Origin of the sequence: Tunturiibacter gelidiferens (genome assembly GCF_013410115.1) — a bacterium.
GTDB classification, from domain to species: domain Bacteria; phylum Acidobacteriota; class Terriglobia; order Terriglobales; family Acidobacteriaceae; genus Edaphobacter; species Edaphobacter gelidiferens.
The window spans coordinates 372789-389536 of the sequence record NZ_JACCCV010000001.1 but is presented as its reverse complement, the minus strand read 5'-3'; the positions used below and the strand labels follow the sequence as shown (position 1 = coordinate 389536).

General features: G+C 59.5%; 13 protein-coding genes. All 13 read right to left on the bottom strand.

Translation table 11 applies throughout. From position 1 onward, the window contains the following. Positions 1–15 precede the first annotated feature (15 nt). The gene (locus HDF12_RS01700) at positions 16–2346 is read right to left on the bottom strand and encodes a hypothetical protein (RefSeq protein WP_179580738.1); all 2331 of its coding nucleotides are present in this window, start codon (positions 2344–2346) and stop codon (positions 16–18) included. Next, a complete protein-coding gene (locus HDF12_RS01695; protein ID WP_179580736.1) occupies positions 2343–3584 on the bottom strand; it encodes a phage portal protein in 1242 nt (413 codons plus the stop codon). The genes HDF12_RS01700 and HDF12_RS01695 overlap by 4 nt, the downstream gene beginning before the upstream one ends. A gap of 117 nt (positions 3585–3701) precedes the next feature. After that, positions 3702–4538, bottom strand: a complete 837-nt coding sequence (locus HDF12_RS01690) for a DUF3037 domain-containing protein (RefSeq protein ID WP_179580734.1) — start codon at positions 4536–4538, stop codon at positions 3702–3704. A gap of 31 nt (positions 4539–4569) precedes the next feature. Then, entirely contained in the window at positions 4570–5403 is an 834-nt protein-coding gene (locus tag HDF12_RS01685; protein WP_257025305.1) for a HipA family kinase, read from the bottom strand. A 269-nt stretch (positions 5404–5672) separates the two neighbouring features. After that, positions 5673–7178 (bottom strand): terminase large subunit, encoded by a 1506-nt coding sequence (locus tag HDF12_RS01680; RefSeq protein WP_179580732.1) that lies wholly within the window; start codon positions 7176–7178, stop codon positions 5673–5675. A 73-nt stretch (positions 7179–7251) separates the two neighbouring features. Beyond that, the gene (locus HDF12_RS01675) at positions 7252–11895 is read right to left on the bottom strand and encodes an SGNH/GDSL hydrolase family protein (protein ID WP_179580730.1); all 4644 of its coding nucleotides are present in this window, start codon (positions 11893–11895) and stop codon (positions 7252–7254) included. A gap of 127 nt (positions 11896–12022) precedes the next feature. Further along, complete coding sequence (locus tag HDF12_RS01670; RefSeq protein WP_373563829.1) at positions 12023–13009, bottom strand: hypothetical protein; 987 nt, start codon at positions 13007–13009, stop codon at positions 12023–12025. Beyond that, positions 13006–13518 (bottom strand): hypothetical protein, encoded by a 513-nt coding sequence (locus HDF12_RS01665; protein ID WP_179580728.1) that lies wholly within the window; start codon positions 13516–13518, stop codon positions 13006–13008. Before HDF12_RS01665 ends, HDF12_RS01670 begins: the two co-directional genes overlap by 4 nt. A gap of 36 nt (positions 13519–13554) precedes the next feature. Further along, on the bottom strand, positions 13555–13986 hold the full coding sequence (locus HDF12_RS01660) for a hypothetical protein (protein WP_179580725.1): 432 nt from the start codon (positions 13984–13986) through the stop codon (positions 13555–13557). A 4-nt stretch (positions 13987–13990) separates the two neighbouring features. After that, positions 13991–14614, bottom strand: coding sequence for a hypothetical protein (locus HDF12_RS01655; RefSeq protein ID WP_179580723.1), 624 nt, complete (start codon positions 14612–14614; stop codon positions 13991–13993). 97 nt (positions 14615–14711) lie between these two features. Beyond that, positions 14712–15683, bottom strand: a complete 972-nt coding sequence (locus tag HDF12_RS01650; RefSeq protein WP_179580722.1) for a hypothetical protein — start codon at positions 15681–15683, stop codon at positions 14712–14714. 151 nt (positions 15684–15834) lie between these two features. Further along, positions 15835–16266, bottom strand: a complete 432-nt coding sequence (locus HDF12_RS01645) for a hypothetical protein (RefSeq protein WP_257025304.1) — start codon at positions 16264–16266, stop codon at positions 15835–15837. Positions 16267–16315: 49 nt separating this feature from the next. Continuing rightward, a complete protein-coding gene (locus HDF12_RS01640; RefSeq protein WP_179580720.1) occupies positions 16316–16699 on the bottom strand; it encodes a hypothetical protein in 384 nt (127 codons plus the stop codon). Positions 16700–16748 lie beyond the last annotated feature (49 nt).

Genomic DNA, 16748 nt, shown 5'->3' with positions numbered 1-16748 from the left:
CCCTCCTTCCACCCATTACTCGCTTACCGGTAAATCTGTAAACACCGCACTCGAAAATCGCGAGTACAGCGGAGGCGTCGATCCATCAAACATCCTGACGTAGTAGTGCTCCACCTGCCCCTCGCGAGGAATCGAAAAGCTCCGCACCGGGCTCCTCAGCACCAGGTCCTGGTCCACCCCTGGCCCGAAATTACCGTCCCGCCGCCTCACCTCGAACCCGCCTCCGGTTGGAGGAGCCGTTCCTGAATCCACCTGCAGCGCCGTACCTGTCGCGCTGACAACCTGCAGCTGCTGCAGATTCGCCAGCACGCTGCCACCAGCCGGCAACGTCGAGCTCAACGCCGTCTGTGGGAGCAGCGCATCTACAGCGATCGCCTCGGACAGCGTTAGCCCCAGTCCCTCGGCCCAATCGTTAGCAAACGACATGCGATAGGTGAGCATCTCGGGACATCCCATTCCATCGGCGATCTCCACCTTTCGCACCACGACGCTCATCGTCTGACCGGCGCTCGTGACTGCGAGAACGTCTCCAGGCCAAACGTCCTGGGGATTCACCGCTACATAAGTTCCCGAGACAGCCGCTGCCCGACTCGCTGAAAAACTCAGCACCGCCATCGCAGCACCCTCACAATCCATCGAACTCCGCGCCGCTGGCTTTACCACCTTCCCCAGCCACTGTGCCGTTCCCGGCATGCCCCCTGCAGCCTCCTCCGCAACGCTTGCCGCATCTGCCAGCCGTGCCACAGCTCTCAGCCGCCCGCGATACGTGACGGTTACAAGTTCTCCTGCGACAGGAACTCTGCCCGCAAAAAAAGTAACCTTTCCTGCTGCAGATATCTTGCAGTCGACTCCCTCGCCGGCAACCCCGATCAAGCGCGTCATCTTCACGCCGCTAGACAACGTACTGACCACCCAGCCAGAGCCCGCCTGAGTGATCCTGCAATAACCCATCGACCCAATCAGCTGCACACTGTTCACCGCAACAAAGCTGCAGCTTGCTGGCGACGTCACCACCGATCCGTCATAGAGAACCGTGGCTGGAGTGTTCGAAGACGCGCCCAGGTCCTGCAGTTCAAACACCACAGACATCGGCGCTGTCACCAGTCCTCCGCCGAACGACTTCACCACACCATCCACCATCGCATAGTAGCTCTGCAACACACGTTGCATCTCCACGCAATGCAATCGAATACGCAGCGTGTACGTGTGCCCCTGCAACAGGGAGAACACAGTTCCAACTTCGGTTCCATTCACAAACGGAACTGCTACCGTGTTTCCGCCGCTCTGTCGCACGTTGTAACCCACAAAGCAGTTGGCACTCTGCGTAGCTCCCTTGTACAAACCGCACACCACACCAGCGCTTGCTCCTCCAAGTTGCAGCTTTCCCGCTTCAATCACCAGCGAACCGCCCATCTCAACCTGGTCGATCGCAGTCAACGTGGTCTGCCCGTCAAAGCCGTTTCCGCCGGTCATCGTCAGCCCAGACGTGCCCAAACCAAGATGCGACCCCGGATCGGTGACCTGCCATATCTGCGTATCCAGCACCGCCTCGTTGAAGCTATCGGTAAGAAACTGCGCGGAGTTCGCTGTCTTCTTCGGGCGAAACGGATCCTCCGAAAGTTGAAACACCGTCGTCGTGCCATCGCCCGCAAACGTCTCGGTAATGTATGCGGTCGGCTCCATCTCTCCGCTCACCGTAACGTCGTTCGCGAGTTCTTTCACGGCTGTGGTCTTTAGCGCCGCCACCTGAAGCGAACCGTCGCCGTCGCTGAGCGCATGGGTCACCGTCCCCGCCGGCTGCAGTCCAATCGCGCCATCCAACACCCGATATGCCGCATACGTTGCACTCGCAACGCCGCCCGCATTCGCAGACCAGCTCTCCGTCTGCGAAGGTTCAAAGACTCCAACCGACAGCCCGTTCATCACGCCAGTTGTGGTAAACAATCCGGCATCTACGCGGTTCGTAAGAGTCGTCAGCATCTGTCCCCCACTTTGCGCCAGCCCCGCTCCGCTTAGCGGAACGGACTGCTTATCCAGCAGCCACTCATCGCTCACCGCGCTAAAGGCATATCGGTAAACCGAGCCCATGAGCCCCACACCCGCATACACCGCCTCCGGGTCAGTCGCAATGTAGCCGGTGAAAAGGACCGCCCCCTTTGCTGCCGTAACCACAACGCGCCCCCGCCTCACCGGTACCGTCAGGCCAGCGTCACTCACATCCAGCATGCCGCTGCATATCGACGGAGCGTTTAGCGTGCGTGCAATCTTTACCGGTCCGCTCCCACAAAGAGCAGCGCTATAGTCCACTGCACCCGCACCATCCAGATTGTCGATCGTCAGCTTCACTGTGTCACCGCCGCCTCTATCGGGCCTAACCCCCGCATCGCACGTACTTCATCCACGGTCAACACGCCGGCTTGCAGCAGCGTCGTCTGTATCTGTAGCTCCTGCATCTCGTCCCTGCTATCCAGGTCGTTGAAGCAGAACTCGAACTCGCGCCAACCCAGCTTCTTCGCGAACAAGTCCCGCGTAATATGCTCAGCCAGCAGCTTTGCAACCGGAATGACCGCGCTCTGGAAGGCCTCGTCCGCCAGCTCCCCAGCGGTCGATTTGTTAACATCACTTGCAACCCCAAGCATCATCGGTGGCAGATCGAACGCATTGGCGATCATGCGAATCAGCGTCTCCTGCCACTGCAGCCGCAGATCAGCATCCGTGCCGCCGGCAAACTGGATCACCTCCGGCTTCTGCTCGCAGCTCAAAAATGGAACCCGGCCTGTGCCTTCAATCTCGTCCTGCCACCAACGAATCAACCGGTCGTGCTCCTCTGGAGTAGCGTCGTTCAACCAGATCGCATACTGCGCCACCGAGTTGCTGGCCAGCTTCCCCGCATACCGGCTCGCGCTCAGAAACTGGTTCACCGTCTCAAACGCAACCTCCAGCCTCCCCAGACCAAACGGCGTGTAGGTGCGAGGATTCAGCCTCAGATACATCAGCTCATCGTCGAGCAGAGCCACCAGAGACTCCTGTCCCATCCGTCCCGTAGCCTGCGCATAGCGCGGCTTGTTCGGATCGCCATCCCACTTCGTATCGATCTGGATCGTCGCGCCATCCACCGCCCAAAGATGAAACGGCCTCTCGGGATCACCGGTAGCTTCCATCTCCACCGCCCCGAATCCTCCCACCAGCAGATCCTCCAGCACCTGCTCCCAAAGCACCCGAAAGCTGTCCGAAGCATTCGGCTCTTCAAGACACTGCCGCAGAACCTTCATGCGAGCCTCAGCGTCCTCCACAGTCACGCCTGAATATCCGCGCCGCACCTTCACCTGCCAGTCCATGCTCGCGATCTTGTCCTTCACTACGTTGATCGCCCGCCGCACCACCGGCGTCTCGGCAAACTTCCGTAGATTCGCCGCAGTCGGCTTCGGCAAAGAGTTTTGCCCCGGCCGTCCTGCCGGTCTGTAGGGACTCAAAATCGAGGGCAGCATCGCTGTCTTCCTCTCGCCCATCCCCGCATCTCCAGCCGCAGCTTCAACTCCAGCCAGTCTTTGCCAAACATCCTTGACCATCGTCCGAACGCCCATCGCTACCCTCTCTCTTTCCGTCTCTGCTGCAAAAGAAAAAGGCACAGCCCCTGGGCCATGCCTACCGTTTGAAATCAAAACCATGTTGGCCGATATCTTCCAGCCGGAACTAACCTCTCAAACCCTCAACTCCACCCTCGCGGTCTCCGCCACCCGGGCCAGATCGTTCAACGTCACCACTCGAATCTCCTGTCTCTCCATCGCCTCTACGCCAAAACGATAACGCTCCATCGCCTCATCCTCGGTGTCCGACACAGCCCGCAACGGTTCTACGATAGCAGTCAACTCCAGCTTCGCCCCCTCGACCCTTCGCACGCCCTCAACCAACTGCGGAGCAGAATAGGCCAACCCCTTTGCCGCCTCCACATCACCCTCCAGCGACACCGCCTGAAACATTCGAATCACCCCGTTCGGCCTATACCCACAATCGATCTTCATCGGATCGCCTGCCCGCGTATAAAGCGAAGCCGCAATCCTCTTCCGCATCAGCCCCCACACCCCAGCCCGTTCGAACTCCGTCCGCATCGCCCCCGCGATGGCCGCCCGTCCCGTCCGCTTCCTCTCCGTCTTCACCTTCAACGGCTCAACGTACATCTTCATCAACTGCTCGATCTCCGCCGGCAGGCTCTCCGCCAGGCAAGCCCGCACCTCGGTCATCTGCACTGAGTTCGCCAGCGTATCCTCAAGGATCTCCATCACCGGCTTGATTCCCGGAGCGTCTTTACCCATCCTCCGCAACCGCGCTCCAATCTCCCCCTCCAGCGCCTCCAGCAAACCGATATCCGCGTCCGCATCCATGCACTTCACTCGAGCCCAGTCCCGCGTAAAGCGCACCACCGCGCTATCGTCGCGTCCTGCCTCCCGCAGCAGCACGCCGATATTCGCGAACTCGCCCTTCACCACATCCGGAACATACCGGATCAAGAAGAACTCGCATTGGACCCGCTCAGCCATCGACCTCCAATTCCGCCACAACAACCAACCCCTACATTACAAATTTTCCCACTCCACTGATCTCAGCAAACTGCCGCGGCACCACAATTTTCTTCCCCGACGCCCACATCGGGAATGGCTCCCTGTTCGAATCCCGAAACTCCCCGATCAACTCCCTCACTCGCAGCCTCCGCCTCAACATCTGCTCCATCAGCCGCTCAATCACATCCGTATCCCCGCCATACCACTCCGGGGGCACCGCCTCTGCGATCTCCCAAAGCGTCCCCGCCTCCATCGCCTCCACCCGGCTCAGCCAGGGTTCGAAGCTCTCCCACCCGGTCACGCGGGCATACACCTGGTTCCTTTGGTAAACCCCGCGCAACGGCGAATCAGGAAACGTCCACTCTCCCGCGTTGAAACAAAACCCCTGATCGATAAACGTCGCCCGGTACTTCCTCTCCCGAGGCTTCCTCTCAAACACCGCCTGGCGCCCGTTACAGTTCCCCGCCCACTTATCGATGCACAACATTCCCGCGAACTCCGCCAGGTTCCTCACCTCGTCCAGCTGCTGCTCCGGCAGATAGTCCACCACCTGCCCAGGCATCAACCCACCCACAAACTGCGACCCAAACTGCAACCCTGCCGTATATCGCTCTCGTTGCCCCTTCGGCATCTCGACGAACATATCCAGCGTATTCGCCACCAGCCACTCGGTAACCTCGACCACATCGCTCTTCGGCACCGTCAGCCCTACTGCTGCTGCCAGTCGTGTTGCGATCAGCTCATTCGCCAGCACCCGCACATCCTGCGGGTTATTCTGAAACTTCACCACCCAAAGCTTGCCATCAGCTCCCAGCATCAGCTGGCTCTGTGCCCCGCCCCGCATCCTTCTAATCGCCTGTACCGCCAACACCGCCAAGCCGAACACCCCAGCAACAGAATAACCCGTGTCCTGCCGGACGGGCCTCCTGCGCGGAGGGCGGTCACTTCGTAACGCGTATGCCGGTCTTGGCGCTCCGATCATCTTCGGTCCGGCCGATGGCCGGAATCAGCCAGCGCCGAGCAACGCGAGGCCCACAACCGATCACTCACCGAAACAAGGTACACAAGCCACGAAGTGGCCGCCCCACGCGCAGTGGGCCGTCCGGTAGGACATCATCTCTTCCCCAATAACTCCGCCCGAACCACCTGCCCAATTGCCATAGCCATCAAGCAATCATCATGAGCCCCATTCACCGCCCCAGTTCTCCCCCCAGCCATAGCAACAAACGTCCGACACTCCCCCAGCAGCCGCTTACTAAAGAACATCCCAGGCGACTCCACCAGCAAAGCTCCCATCCGGCTCACCATCCCAGGCTTCGATCCCGCCGTAGTCAACCAACCCGCAACGCCGCCCTGCTCATACACACGCGCATACCGCTCCACGCTATCCAGATAAGCAAGCACACCAGCTCCATGATTATTCCTCTCCACCGCAATCACCGCTCCGCCATACTCCCTCGCCAGCTCCGCCGAAACCCTCGCCAACTCCAGCGTCCCCAGCCTCTGCTGCAACTCCGCGCACTGCAGCCCGGACTCCCTCTCGATCACCTGCACCGCCGCGAAGTCCCCATCTGCCCCACCCCCGGCAGTATCCACCGCCACCACATATTCCTTCCCCGCAATCGGAGGCAGCCAAACCTGTAACGCTCCACCCCGCCGCACCTCCAAAGGTTCCCCAACCGAAGCCAGCCGTCCCTCGACAGCCTCCACCTCAAAGCAGCACTCGCCCGTAGCCTTGAAGCAGCTCTCCGCATCCTCCGCAAACTCCTGCGACCGCAGCCCCCGATAACTAGCCTCCAGCCCCCTGCGAAACCCCATCTGTCGCGCCGTCAAACCATGTGCCATCACCAGTCGAAGCTCATCCTCCCGCAGCGCATCCACAGGCGCCGCCACATAAGCCTCCTCCATCCACCACGGAAAGAAGTGCCGCACCACGCCGCCATCCCGATGACTACCCGAATGCGTCCCATCTCCCAACTCCAGCGCCCGCCCCCACTCCTCGTAGAAGCATCCATAAGCTCCATTCGGCGTAGACTCCATCACCATCTCGCCCCCAGGAGCAAGCGCCGCCCGAAGCCCAGCCAGCGTAGCTCCCGCATCTCCCGGCCAACGGCTCACCTCGCTGCAGTGCAGATACTGTATCGTCAACCCACGACCAGCATTTTCGTCTCCAGCACTCACGACACGAAACTCACTATCCAAAGCCGGAAAGCACATCTGCCCCGCATTCGCCTTGCTCCGCCGCAACACACCCTCCCGCATCTCCTCCGGAAGACACTCCCAGAACCGCTGCACCATCCGAAAGATCCCCTCCGCCGCCTCTCTCGTTTGTGCCACCTGCACCGTCATCACACCGCGAGCCGTAATAGTCTTCAAAAAAAATCGTCCCGCCACCCAGGTCGTAATTCCCATCTGTCTGGCCTTCAGAACGATATTCTGTCGTCCGCATTCGCGTTCAAACGCCCTCTGCACTGCATTGGCCCGCAACGGCCGCTCTACACCCTCGCGGTCCCGAACCTTCAACCAACCCGCAGCTACCTTCACCAAACCCGCTGGCTTCGCATCCATCCACTTGCCCAGCTTCAGTAGCTCCTCGACATCCCGCTGAGCATCACCCATTCCACAAACCTCATCCAGAAAAACTGAAGGCGCAGCCCCGTCACCCAACGAGGCCGCGCCATCTTGCAACCAACTACATCTCCCAATGACATCCCGAAACCGTCTTCGGATTCGGAACATCCCGCAGCGTCAACGACCCGTTCGCCGGCACCGGCACCACCGTGCTCGCCGCAAGTCCATTGATCAGCTGCGCAGAGCTGCCCGCAATCACACCCACCGTGAAAGCAGACTGCAGGTTCGTCACCGTGTACACCGCGCCGCTCTGGCCCGTACAATCCGGCAGCGTCAGCGTCTGGTTCGCTGTAGGGCTCGCCGTAATGTATCCGTCTCCGGCCTGCATCGTGTAACTGCCCGCGCTCACCACATGCGGATTCATCTGGTTGTATCCGAAGTAGTAGTTCAGCGCATTGCTGGCAGCATTTGCGAGCAATTGCTGACCGGCCTGCGTCGGATGAATTGCATCCCCCTGGAAGTACGTCGAATTGCTTGTCGCACCATCTGCACCCAGCAGCGGATTGGCCGCGAAGTCCACCACACCATCGGCTCCGAACGCCTTCGCTCCCGTTAGAATCAGCGAGTCATACGCGTCCTTATCTGCATCATAGGAGCCACCTGCCCCGTCATTGCCCGATCGCGAAAGCATCGTACCGACAAACACCCGACACCCTGCGCCCTTCAGCGTCTGTACCTCGCCGGCCAGGCTTGGAATCACCCCAGTAGGCGTCTGCACCGGGTTCAGGAAGTCATTGGTGCCAAGAAACACCAGCGCAACACTCGGTCCCCGACTCGACTCGCAAAGCTGGCCGACCCGATTGTTCTCCGACGCATCGATCGCCTGCAAGCTGACACCAACAATTCCCCAGTTATCGATCGAGTACGCAGGCTGATTGCTGAGACTCAAAAGCGAGCAGTAGGGATTCGTTGTACCCAGCCCTGCCGTAATCGAGTCGCCGATGCAGTGCAGCGTTGGAGTTCCCTGCTTGATCTTCGCCGGCGACGTGTTCACGCCTCGGCTCGCAACATCGTTCCTTATCTGGTTGCTTATCTGTTGCACCTGCGCGGCCGTCAGCGTATTCGTAGGCATCGTCACCATTCGATAGAAGGTGCCGTTCAACCCCGAACTTCCAAAAATCCCCGTATTGCTCGACCCCAGAAACAGGTTTCCCGAGGTCTGAAGTCCAGCAGCGTTGAAATGATATCTAGGATCATACGAAGTGGACTGCACTCCGTCGATATAGATCTGATCCGCTGTCCTTCCCGGAGTTCCCAGCACATAAGTCAGTACGTGGAATCCCGACACCAGATTCTGAACCCCAGTAAACACTGCATTACTGCCATAGATCGTAGGTGCGAGAATATACGTATCCTGCGAGAGGGTGCCGTTATTCTCGTAGTCATACAGCAGGTTCAGACCATTGCCGCCGAGGCTCGAGCCCACCAGCATCGGGAAAGAGTTGCCCGGAATGGAGGTAGTAATAGGCTGCAGATAAACCCCCATAAAGAAGGTCTCCGAGCTGTTCAGCGCCGGCGGCAAAGCCACCTGCTCCTGCCCGCTGAAGCTCAGACCCGCAGTAGTCCATGCAGGAGACAATGCACCCGCGCCGAGCGTGCCGTTATTGCCATTGCCACTGTTGTCGGTAACAACTGTCCCTGTACCTTCAAGGAAGTTGTAGTCCGCCGTCGCCCCCGGAATCGGTGCAGCTCCACCAGACAAACCCGCTCCAACCGACTGTCCGCCCGAGCCGCCCGTCCCCGCCGGCACTGACCAGGTCCCATCCTCCCGCAGATACCGTGTCGTACCTGCCGTTGTGCCCGGATCAGGAACCGCACCGCGAGAGTGGCTCGTACCCGAGGCTCCAAACAACGGAAGCTGTGCCGCGCCCACCGCACCATTCAACGTCGTTGCATTCACTGTCCCCGCATTGATCGTCCCCGCGGTAAACGCCTGCGGGCTGAACTGATAGCTTGAACCACGCAGGTTCATCTGCAGCGTGCTAGTCGTTGGCTGGAAAGACATCGAGTCCACGCCAACGTTGCTGTCGAGATCAAACAAGTCGTAGCCGGAGTTCCACCGTCCACATCCATGCGAGTTGCAGTGAACCGAGAACACACTCTGCTCACCAGCCTGCACATCCATCGTTCGCTGCCAGATCCCCTGCGCTACGTAAGCAAAGCCCGGCACCGTATGAGTTCCTCCATTGCCCAGGTAACTCGACGCAGGCACAGCATTGGTGACGGTCCACCCGCTGAGTCCCGGCCCAACGTTCCCCTCGTATTCGACCCCCGCAGTCTGCGCCAGTGTAGGACGAGGCGTTGTCTGTCCAATAAATTCGACGTCGCCCGAAACACGCTGTTGATAATAATGTGGCTCTTCCAACGCATCGTTCACAGCCCACGACACAGTGTTCGGAGCCAGCGTCAGTTGCCCATCCACACTCTTCGTCGCAGTGTCGAAGACCCCCAGCACCTCTGCCATGGGATACAAAACATAACCCCCCGTTAGCTTCGACACGTTACCACCCGTGCTCGTGCTATTCGCGCCCGCCTGGGCGAACGTCAGTGCGTTCGGTCCAGTTGTGGTCACCACAAAATTGCCGTTATAGCTCTGGTCCGCCACGCCGGAGATGTTCATGCTCAACCCATTCACATCCACCGGCAACGAGCCTGCCGTCGTCACCGTAACCACCCCATTGTTCCGGGCAATCGCCGCAATCTGCATCGTCACATTCAGATAGCCGCTGCCGGTCCCCTGACCAGCTACAAGCGAAGTCAGTCCGCCTGCATAGTAAAGACCAGTCGTCGAGTAAGACCCGATCACAGGAAACACCTGCCGGATCGCACCCACCGTATCCACCGTCTGCTCCAGCCCATAGCCGCACAATCCACCAAAAGCAATCGTCGCTCCCGCCTGATGCGGTTTGTTTAGCGTCAACTTCAGGTGCGTTCCATCCACCACCGAGTAGTTCGCCATCTCGTAGTTAGTAGGCCCACCGTTTGCGGGCGAGTCTGTAAGGCAGGCAACTCCATTCGGACTTGCAACTGCAGCCGTATTCGTCGCGAACCCCGTGGTCAGGCCAGTCGTTGCAATGGCAATCGTCACGGGTCCTGGAGCCGCATTGTTGGCCTGAGAGGGAATTGTTACAGCCGTGGCAAGAAACACGCTAACCGGAAAGTTGGTCCCACTGAAAGTCGCGCCGGGCCCCGGCCCGCTGTTCACCTGGCCCGTTCCGCCCGTTATCACTCCGATCGAGATCGTCTTCGCGGGGTTCTTGTCTATCAAAAACCGCCCCTCACCCTGTGTTCCCCCCGCCATCACCGAACCCGCCGTCACCACCGTCGAGCCCGGAGAACAACCGGCGCTGCACACTCCTTGGAATACGTTGAAATCTTCCTGGATCTGAATATCGAACGGGTGTGCGCCCTCATCGGCCTCATCGCGAAATCCTCCCGACGAGTTGATAAACTGAGATCCAATCAAACAATCGCCCACGCCATAGCAGTCGATGGTCTGCGCATCCAGGATGTGCTGTCCCATCGTGTTGTAGCTACCCGCAACGTTCATCGCATTGTAGTTAGTCTTGAAGTAAGGAACACTCCCGATAGCCTCCGGAAACAGGTTCGACCCACCCGTCAGGCCCTGATGCCGGATCGACAACGCATACGAACTCGGATCCGTCGATCCCCCGGCCGCAACTTCAGCCTGCGAGCTTCGAGTCGAGGTCACATCGATTACCTGACCGGCATCTGCTTCGCCAGCCGAAGAGCCGGTCGGATTCAAATAGGTATCGCGCCGCGCTCCATTCCTGTCATCCTCTACATGCGTTCCTCCCGCTCCACTGTTCCATGTGCTCGGGAAGTAGTTCTCGCCCACCGGATAACTGTGCTCCACCTTCACGTCGCAGCCGCTCGCACAATCCGGACTCGTCAACGCATTGGTGATACCGTTCCCGCCCAGCCCGTTTACATATTGGCTCGCATACTCATCGCCATTCAGATTGTTCACCTGAAGCTGAGTCCCGACCGGCTGCACCACCGCCTGTGTCGCCGACGGCAGAGTCGAAACCTTCTGACCCAACCCAGCCGCAACGCCAGCCACACTCACATCGACATAGTGCTTATCCGCCGCCTGAGTCGTGGCCGTCGGGTCGCCCGGAAGCACCAGCGGCCCAGTCATCGTATCCCCAGCCTTCTCAACAAAAGGATTAGAGCTATCTAGCGGATGTCCCGTCACCGCGGCTGCAATCGCGGTGTCCACGTAGTTCTTGCTCACCGTCTGCATCGCCACCGAGGTAGGAAGCACCGTGCTCTTGATCGTGCTCACCTGTACCGGAGCCTGGCTCACCGGAATCACCCAGAACTCCCGGCTGACGCTCCCGTCATCCAGGTGATACACAGCCGTATAGTAGGTCCCAATCGGCGTCGATCCCGCATTAGGAACCAGAGCGAGGCTTAGAGCTCCATTCGTGATCGTGGCCGAAGTGGTGCCGCTCGGCACAGCCTGTCCGCTCGCTGCGGTGAAAGCCTGCCAGCTCACAATCACGCTTCCATTTGCCAGCGTACCGTCTCCGCGGTAGATCGTATCTGTAACCTGCGTCGTAGCAATTGTGCTCGGTGTCGTCGCCTGCGCGGCCGCCGCCACCTTCATCACTGTCATCGCCCCGGGAACTGCCAGCAGCAGCATCCCGATCAGCGTCCATCCCTTAGGCTTCCAATGCATCGTTGTTCTCCTCGTTCCTGTTCACTCTCGTTCGCCGCGGGCACGGTCCGTCCGGGCACAACTCATCGACGCGAGTCGTCCTCGCGTTGCATTCGCTTCCACCCATCAAAGGCTCAGTGTTGATTTGCTAAATGGCCCGCATCGCCCCCGGCAGATAACTGCGGAAACACAGAACCATCTCGCCGTCGTTAGCATCTTTCACCGGCAAGGCGCGAAATCCCCCCGCCAGCTTTACCTTCTCAAGCGGACCCGCCAGTGGCTCCACGATCTCCGCCGAGCCCTGCATCGCCTGCAACCGTGGATAGTGGTAGATCATCCGGTCTCCCTGCTCCCCACCCATTACGAAGAGCCCCGACCACTCCTGAAAAAAGCCACCGCCCTCCCGATCGACAAACCCCACCACCGGGCTCACCTGCATCCCCGAAGGCGCTGCTCCTGCCAGCAGCGGCGCGCCCAGCTGCAGCACTCCGTTGGCAATCGACACCACCCGCCCCACGTTCAATGAAACCCGTCGAATGTAGTTGATGTCATTCGCCACCGACCCCGGCGAACTCACATAAGCCGCGCTGACCCCGCTCCCCACAAACCCCACCTGCGCCACATAATCCTCATCGACGGACACCAGCTCCCCAACCTGAAACTGCGCCGCCGCTGCCGCCCCAACATTCAAAGAAGTCGCTGTCGATCCAGCCATCAGCGGAATAGCCGTCGCAGCGACTCCGCCACTCCCATTTGCGGCCGCTCCATTCACCGTCTTCAATAGATTCATCTGCTGCGACCCCGCCGCAAGCGCCAGTTGAAGCTTCCCCCAGCTCTCAAATTCGAGCTGCACCGTAGCCTCCACCTGGGTCACAACTTGGCTCTGCACCACCGCCGGAGCCCCCGTCGTCAGCGCCCCGATCTTGGTCGCGCTCTTCCGCACAAACTTGGAGCACCACCCCAGGTCCACCCACGGCGCCGGCGGCGAACTCAACGTAAACGTCCCCAGCTGCGCCGCATCGAACAAGGTCGGTGCCCCCGCCGTCCGATTCACCGGAGCAAAGTAAGCCCTCACCCTCCGCGTCACCGGAGCCACCGCCCCCACCAGACCAATCGCAGTAACAGTAGTACTCACAGCTCACCCGCTTCCTGGTAGCAAAACACCTCGACTGTAGCCACCCGCTCCAGCCGCTCTCGGTTCACCACGGCCGCCCCAAACGTAGCGTCACCCCAGAACACATTCGTCCCCATCGCCACCGGAGCCAACCCCGAACCACCCGCCGCTCCTACATAGTTCATCTTCGTCGCACTTTGTGGAGCAGCGCTCACCGCTACTACCAGCTCCGCGTCCATCGCCGACAGCAACCGGCCCCGATCCATTCCACCGTTGCCAGAGTCCCCATCCGTTGCATAGCTGATCTCGCAAGTCATCGTGGCCAGCGGGAGCGCCCCCTGCGCATCCACGCCAAGCCCCGTCCAGTGCAGGCAAAACGCGTTCACCGGCACAGTCGCAGAAGCCAGCTCGTTCTCCTCCACCAGCACGCCAGGCCGGGTCACCCCTCGCAGCACGATCGATCGTGCCGGATTCACCGCCGCCAGCCTGTCCCGCAGCGTGACATAAAACGTATCTCTAGCATTCTGCATTTATCTGTAACCTTTCCAGTGACATGTATGCCGCAACTAAACCATCAACGCCAACGGAGCCCGTAATACCAGCCGATAGACGTAGGTCGCGCCACCCACTTCCGACTCCGAAGCCGACTCGATCTCCATCAGCACGTCGTCGATCAGCACTCCAAACGCCGTGGCAAACAAAACATTTGCAGCCGAATATCCCATTGACCCCACCAGCGCGTTCACAGCCGTAGCCGAAACCACTAGCTCGCTTTTAGCGGCGTTGCCCTCGGTCATCGTAGCCCGAGCCTTCCGAAAGACGACCGGCTCCAGCGACACATCCTGAAACGTCGGCACCGCCAATCCCAACTGCTCTGTCGTGTCGCCCGAGCTCGCGGGTGCCGGCATCCGTAGAAACATAGACCGCCCTCCGCAGGAGCGCAACAACACATCCGCCGTCCGCTGCGCTCTTATCGATGCATCTCCGAACTCTGCCATCGCCTCACCCAAGCCTCTCCGCTACATACGGCTTCAGCAGCATCTGCACTTGCGGGTCGATCAGCGACGCGCTGAAGTACTGCATCCACATCGTGTCCATCTTGGTCTGTTTCACATTTGTCCCCGGCGTCGCCTGTGCATTCTTCACAATCTGCACGCAAGCCACCTTCACCGCATCGGGCACCGTCACCAGCCCCGATGTGTAGGTCACCTCAACCTCGTTGTAATCGATCCCTAGAAAATTCCTGGGAAACGTAAGCTCCGCCGTCGTCTCATTCACATCCACAGTCGTCACGTCCAGAGCACTCCAACTCCCCGGCACACTGAACGCCCACGCGATCTGCTCACGAAAAGGATCAGGCAGCTCCCCTCTGCGCGGCCTCGCAAACCGAGCCCTCACGCCAACCAACGCCGAGGCAGCTCCCACCGCCGCGGCCAACGGGCGATAGCTCAGCCGCACTGTCTGCGCCCCGGCAGTCAACCGCATTCGCTCCACATACTGCGTCACCAGCAGACTAGGCCGCCGGCAATAAGACTCCATCAGAACGGAAGCCATCGTCACCCAATCATCCGTAGTCTCTGCCGTCAGTCCATACTGCACATACTCCGTCGGCAACAAATAGCCCATCGCATCCCTCTCTCAAAAAGCAACAGGGACCGGCACAAATAGCACCGGTCCCCGCAGTTATCTATCACACCAGTCAAAACGAAAGACGCTCCAAGCTCTAGCGGTCGACCAGAACCTGGTAGTGTGCATAGTTCGCGCCCTTCACAACCACGCCGCCAAACTTCACGACCACATACTGCGAAGCCAGAGAGCCCGGGACGCCGAGTTGAAAGATGCGAGGATTCGGATCACTCAACCAGTGGTACTCGATCAGGTCTTCGGTCACGATGTAAGCCGGAAGTACAGCCGAACCAGAACCGGGAGTACCGGTATAACTCAGCGTCCACTCAGGGATAAGCGGGATATCTCCGGCCTGTGTCGAAAGCGTCTTGACGGTAAAGCCAGCCGAAATCTCCCTTGTGTTCAGCACAACGTTGAACTCGGCCTTCATCTCGCGATCGATCAGATCGAGCAGAACAGGATTGGCATAGATCGCAGTAGGACGAACGCCGAACGAGCTGTTCGAAACCATCTGAGCAATGGTCGACTTGAAGCCATCGACGATGCTCTGGTTGGTGCCGATTGAAACTGTGTTGCCGCCTGCAGCAATCTGAGCACCCGCGCCAAAATACTGTGCAGTCGTAGGTGAGCTAAGGCTGGTATCGCTGCCGTTCCAGAGTGCGACGTCATGCGTACGCAGAACACCATCAACGGTATCGGCAAGATCCTTCGCCTGAAGATAAGCAAACTGGCTCTGCTGCTGGCCAAGCTCGATATCGAACAGGTTGTAGTTGATCTGTGCAACCAGCGCCTTCAGTGGAACACTGCGCTCCACGCGAGTCGGGCTCACCAGCGGCGCAACAATGTTGCGCGGATCGACGAATCCGGCCGAAGCCGAAGGCGACGGAATCGCAGTCTCTTCAAAGTAGCGTGAAGGATGGCCGGTTGCAGGAACCTGCTTGATCCGGCGTCCAAAGATCCCACGGCGCTGAACCAGGTCCAGAATCTCTGTCTGATACAACGGAACTTCAATCGCGCCAGGTCCAATGAAATCTGCAGCGCCATTAATATCGGTAAACTTCGCGTTCATCTTTCTCCCTTTCAAAACAAAAAGGCGTAGCCAAAGCCGCGCCATCTATAAACCCCATAAACCGGCGCGAAGCGCGTCGGCCGATGGCAGATCGCGCCGTGCGCGCAGCACACATTTGCAGTTGATCGTCTTTCTACCAACCGTCCAGCAGTTAGCCGAGCAAACCAGACCTCATCAACTGAGCCTTCACCGCAATCCTCTGTTCCACGCTCAAACTAACCAGCGCTGCATCGACAGCCCCGGCCTCCATCGTCTCCACCGTCACCCCCTGCTTCGCCAGCAGGTTCGCCATGGACACAGGAAGCGTCTTCCGTCCATGTGTAACCTCGGCAGGCACAGAAGCAGCGGCGGCCTTCAGCTCGGCAATCTGAGCCTCCGCAGCAGCCAGCTTCTCTTCCAGCTCGGCCTCACGTTGTCTCTCAACAGTTGCGACGATCCGGCCAATCGAAGCCTCGGCATCCACGGCAAAGTCGTTCTGCCGCTGTGCCAGCCTTTCGACCGCCTGCTCCAGCAAACCAGCCGCCGCAGCCAGACGTTCCACTGTGCTTCCCAGCTCGTCCTTCATCTCGAGTTCCATCTCCATGCTCTTTCGCCTTTCTCTTCAGTTAATCAGTCCACCCACTGAAATCTCGTTAGGCTGCTACCGAGCCCTGACCATTCTGCACATTCAGAATCGCAACCACAGCAGAGACTACATTCGCGATATAGGTGCTGTCGGCAGTGATGCCCGCCTTCGCCAGCAACGCAGTCACCGACTGCTCCGTCACCAGCAGAACCTCCGAAAGCTTCTGTGCACCCGTGCCGCTCTGCGCGCCTGATGCCGCATACTTCTGCTCCACCAGAAGCACGGCCGTCTGAATCAGCGAAGTAGCATCAGCCACTTCATTCGCGATCGGAGCCGCAACCGGAAACAGAAGCCCAACCAGCTTCTCCACCGGAACCGCATACTCTACCGCCCACTTCAGCCCCTTTGCAAAGCCCTTCCCGATCGTCTCCATCACACTCACAAAACTCATCGTTCCCTCATTTCGTTTAGGCGCCGAAGGCGCGTCAGCCTCGATGGCA

Bases quoted from the DNA above. Each gene is read 5' to 3' on its own strand.
- HDF12_RS01640 (WP_179580720.1), bottom strand. From the start codon at position 16,699: ATGAGTTTTGTGAGTGTGATGGAGACGATCGGGAAGGGCTTTGCAAAG.
- HDF12_RS01645 (WP_257025304.1), bottom strand. From the start codon at position 16,266: ATGGAGATGGAACTCGAGATGAAGGACGAGCTGGGAAGCACAGTGGAA.
- HDF12_RS01685 (WP_257025305.1), bottom strand. From the start codon at position 5,403: ATGCGGGGCGGGGCACAGAGCCAGCTGATGCTGGGAGCTGATGGCAAG.
- HDF12_RS01675 (WP_179580730.1), bottom strand. From the start codon at position 11,895: ATGCATTGGAAGCCTAAGGGATGGACGCTGATCGGGATGCTGCTGCTG.
- HDF12_RS01660 (WP_179580725.1), bottom strand. From the start codon at position 13,986: ATGGCAGAGTTCGGAGATGCATCGATAAGAGCGCAGCGGACGGCGGAT.
- HDF12_RS01655 (WP_179580723.1), bottom strand. From the start codon at position 14,614: ATGGGCTATTTGTTGCCGACGGAGTATGTGCAGTATGGACTGACGGCA.
- HDF12_RS01650 (WP_179580722.1), bottom strand. From the start codon at position 15,683: ATGAACGCGAAGTTTACCGATATTAATGGCGCTGCAGATTTCATTGGA.
- HDF12_RS01690 (WP_179580734.1), bottom strand. From the start codon at position 4,538: ATGGCTGAGCGGGTCCAATGCGAGTTCTTCTTGATCCGGTATGTTCCG.
- HDF12_RS01680 (WP_179580732.1), bottom strand. From the start codon at position 7,178: ATGGGTGATGCTCAGCGGGATGTCGAGGAGCTACTGAAGCTGGGCAAG.
- HDF12_RS01665 (WP_179580728.1), bottom strand. From the start codon at position 13,518: ATGCAGAATGCTAGAGATACGTTTTATGTCACGCTGCGGGACAGGCTG.
- HDF12_RS01695 (WP_179580736.1), bottom strand. From the start codon at position 3,584: ATGGGCGTTCGGACGATGGTCAAGGATGTTTGGCAAAGACTGGCTGGA.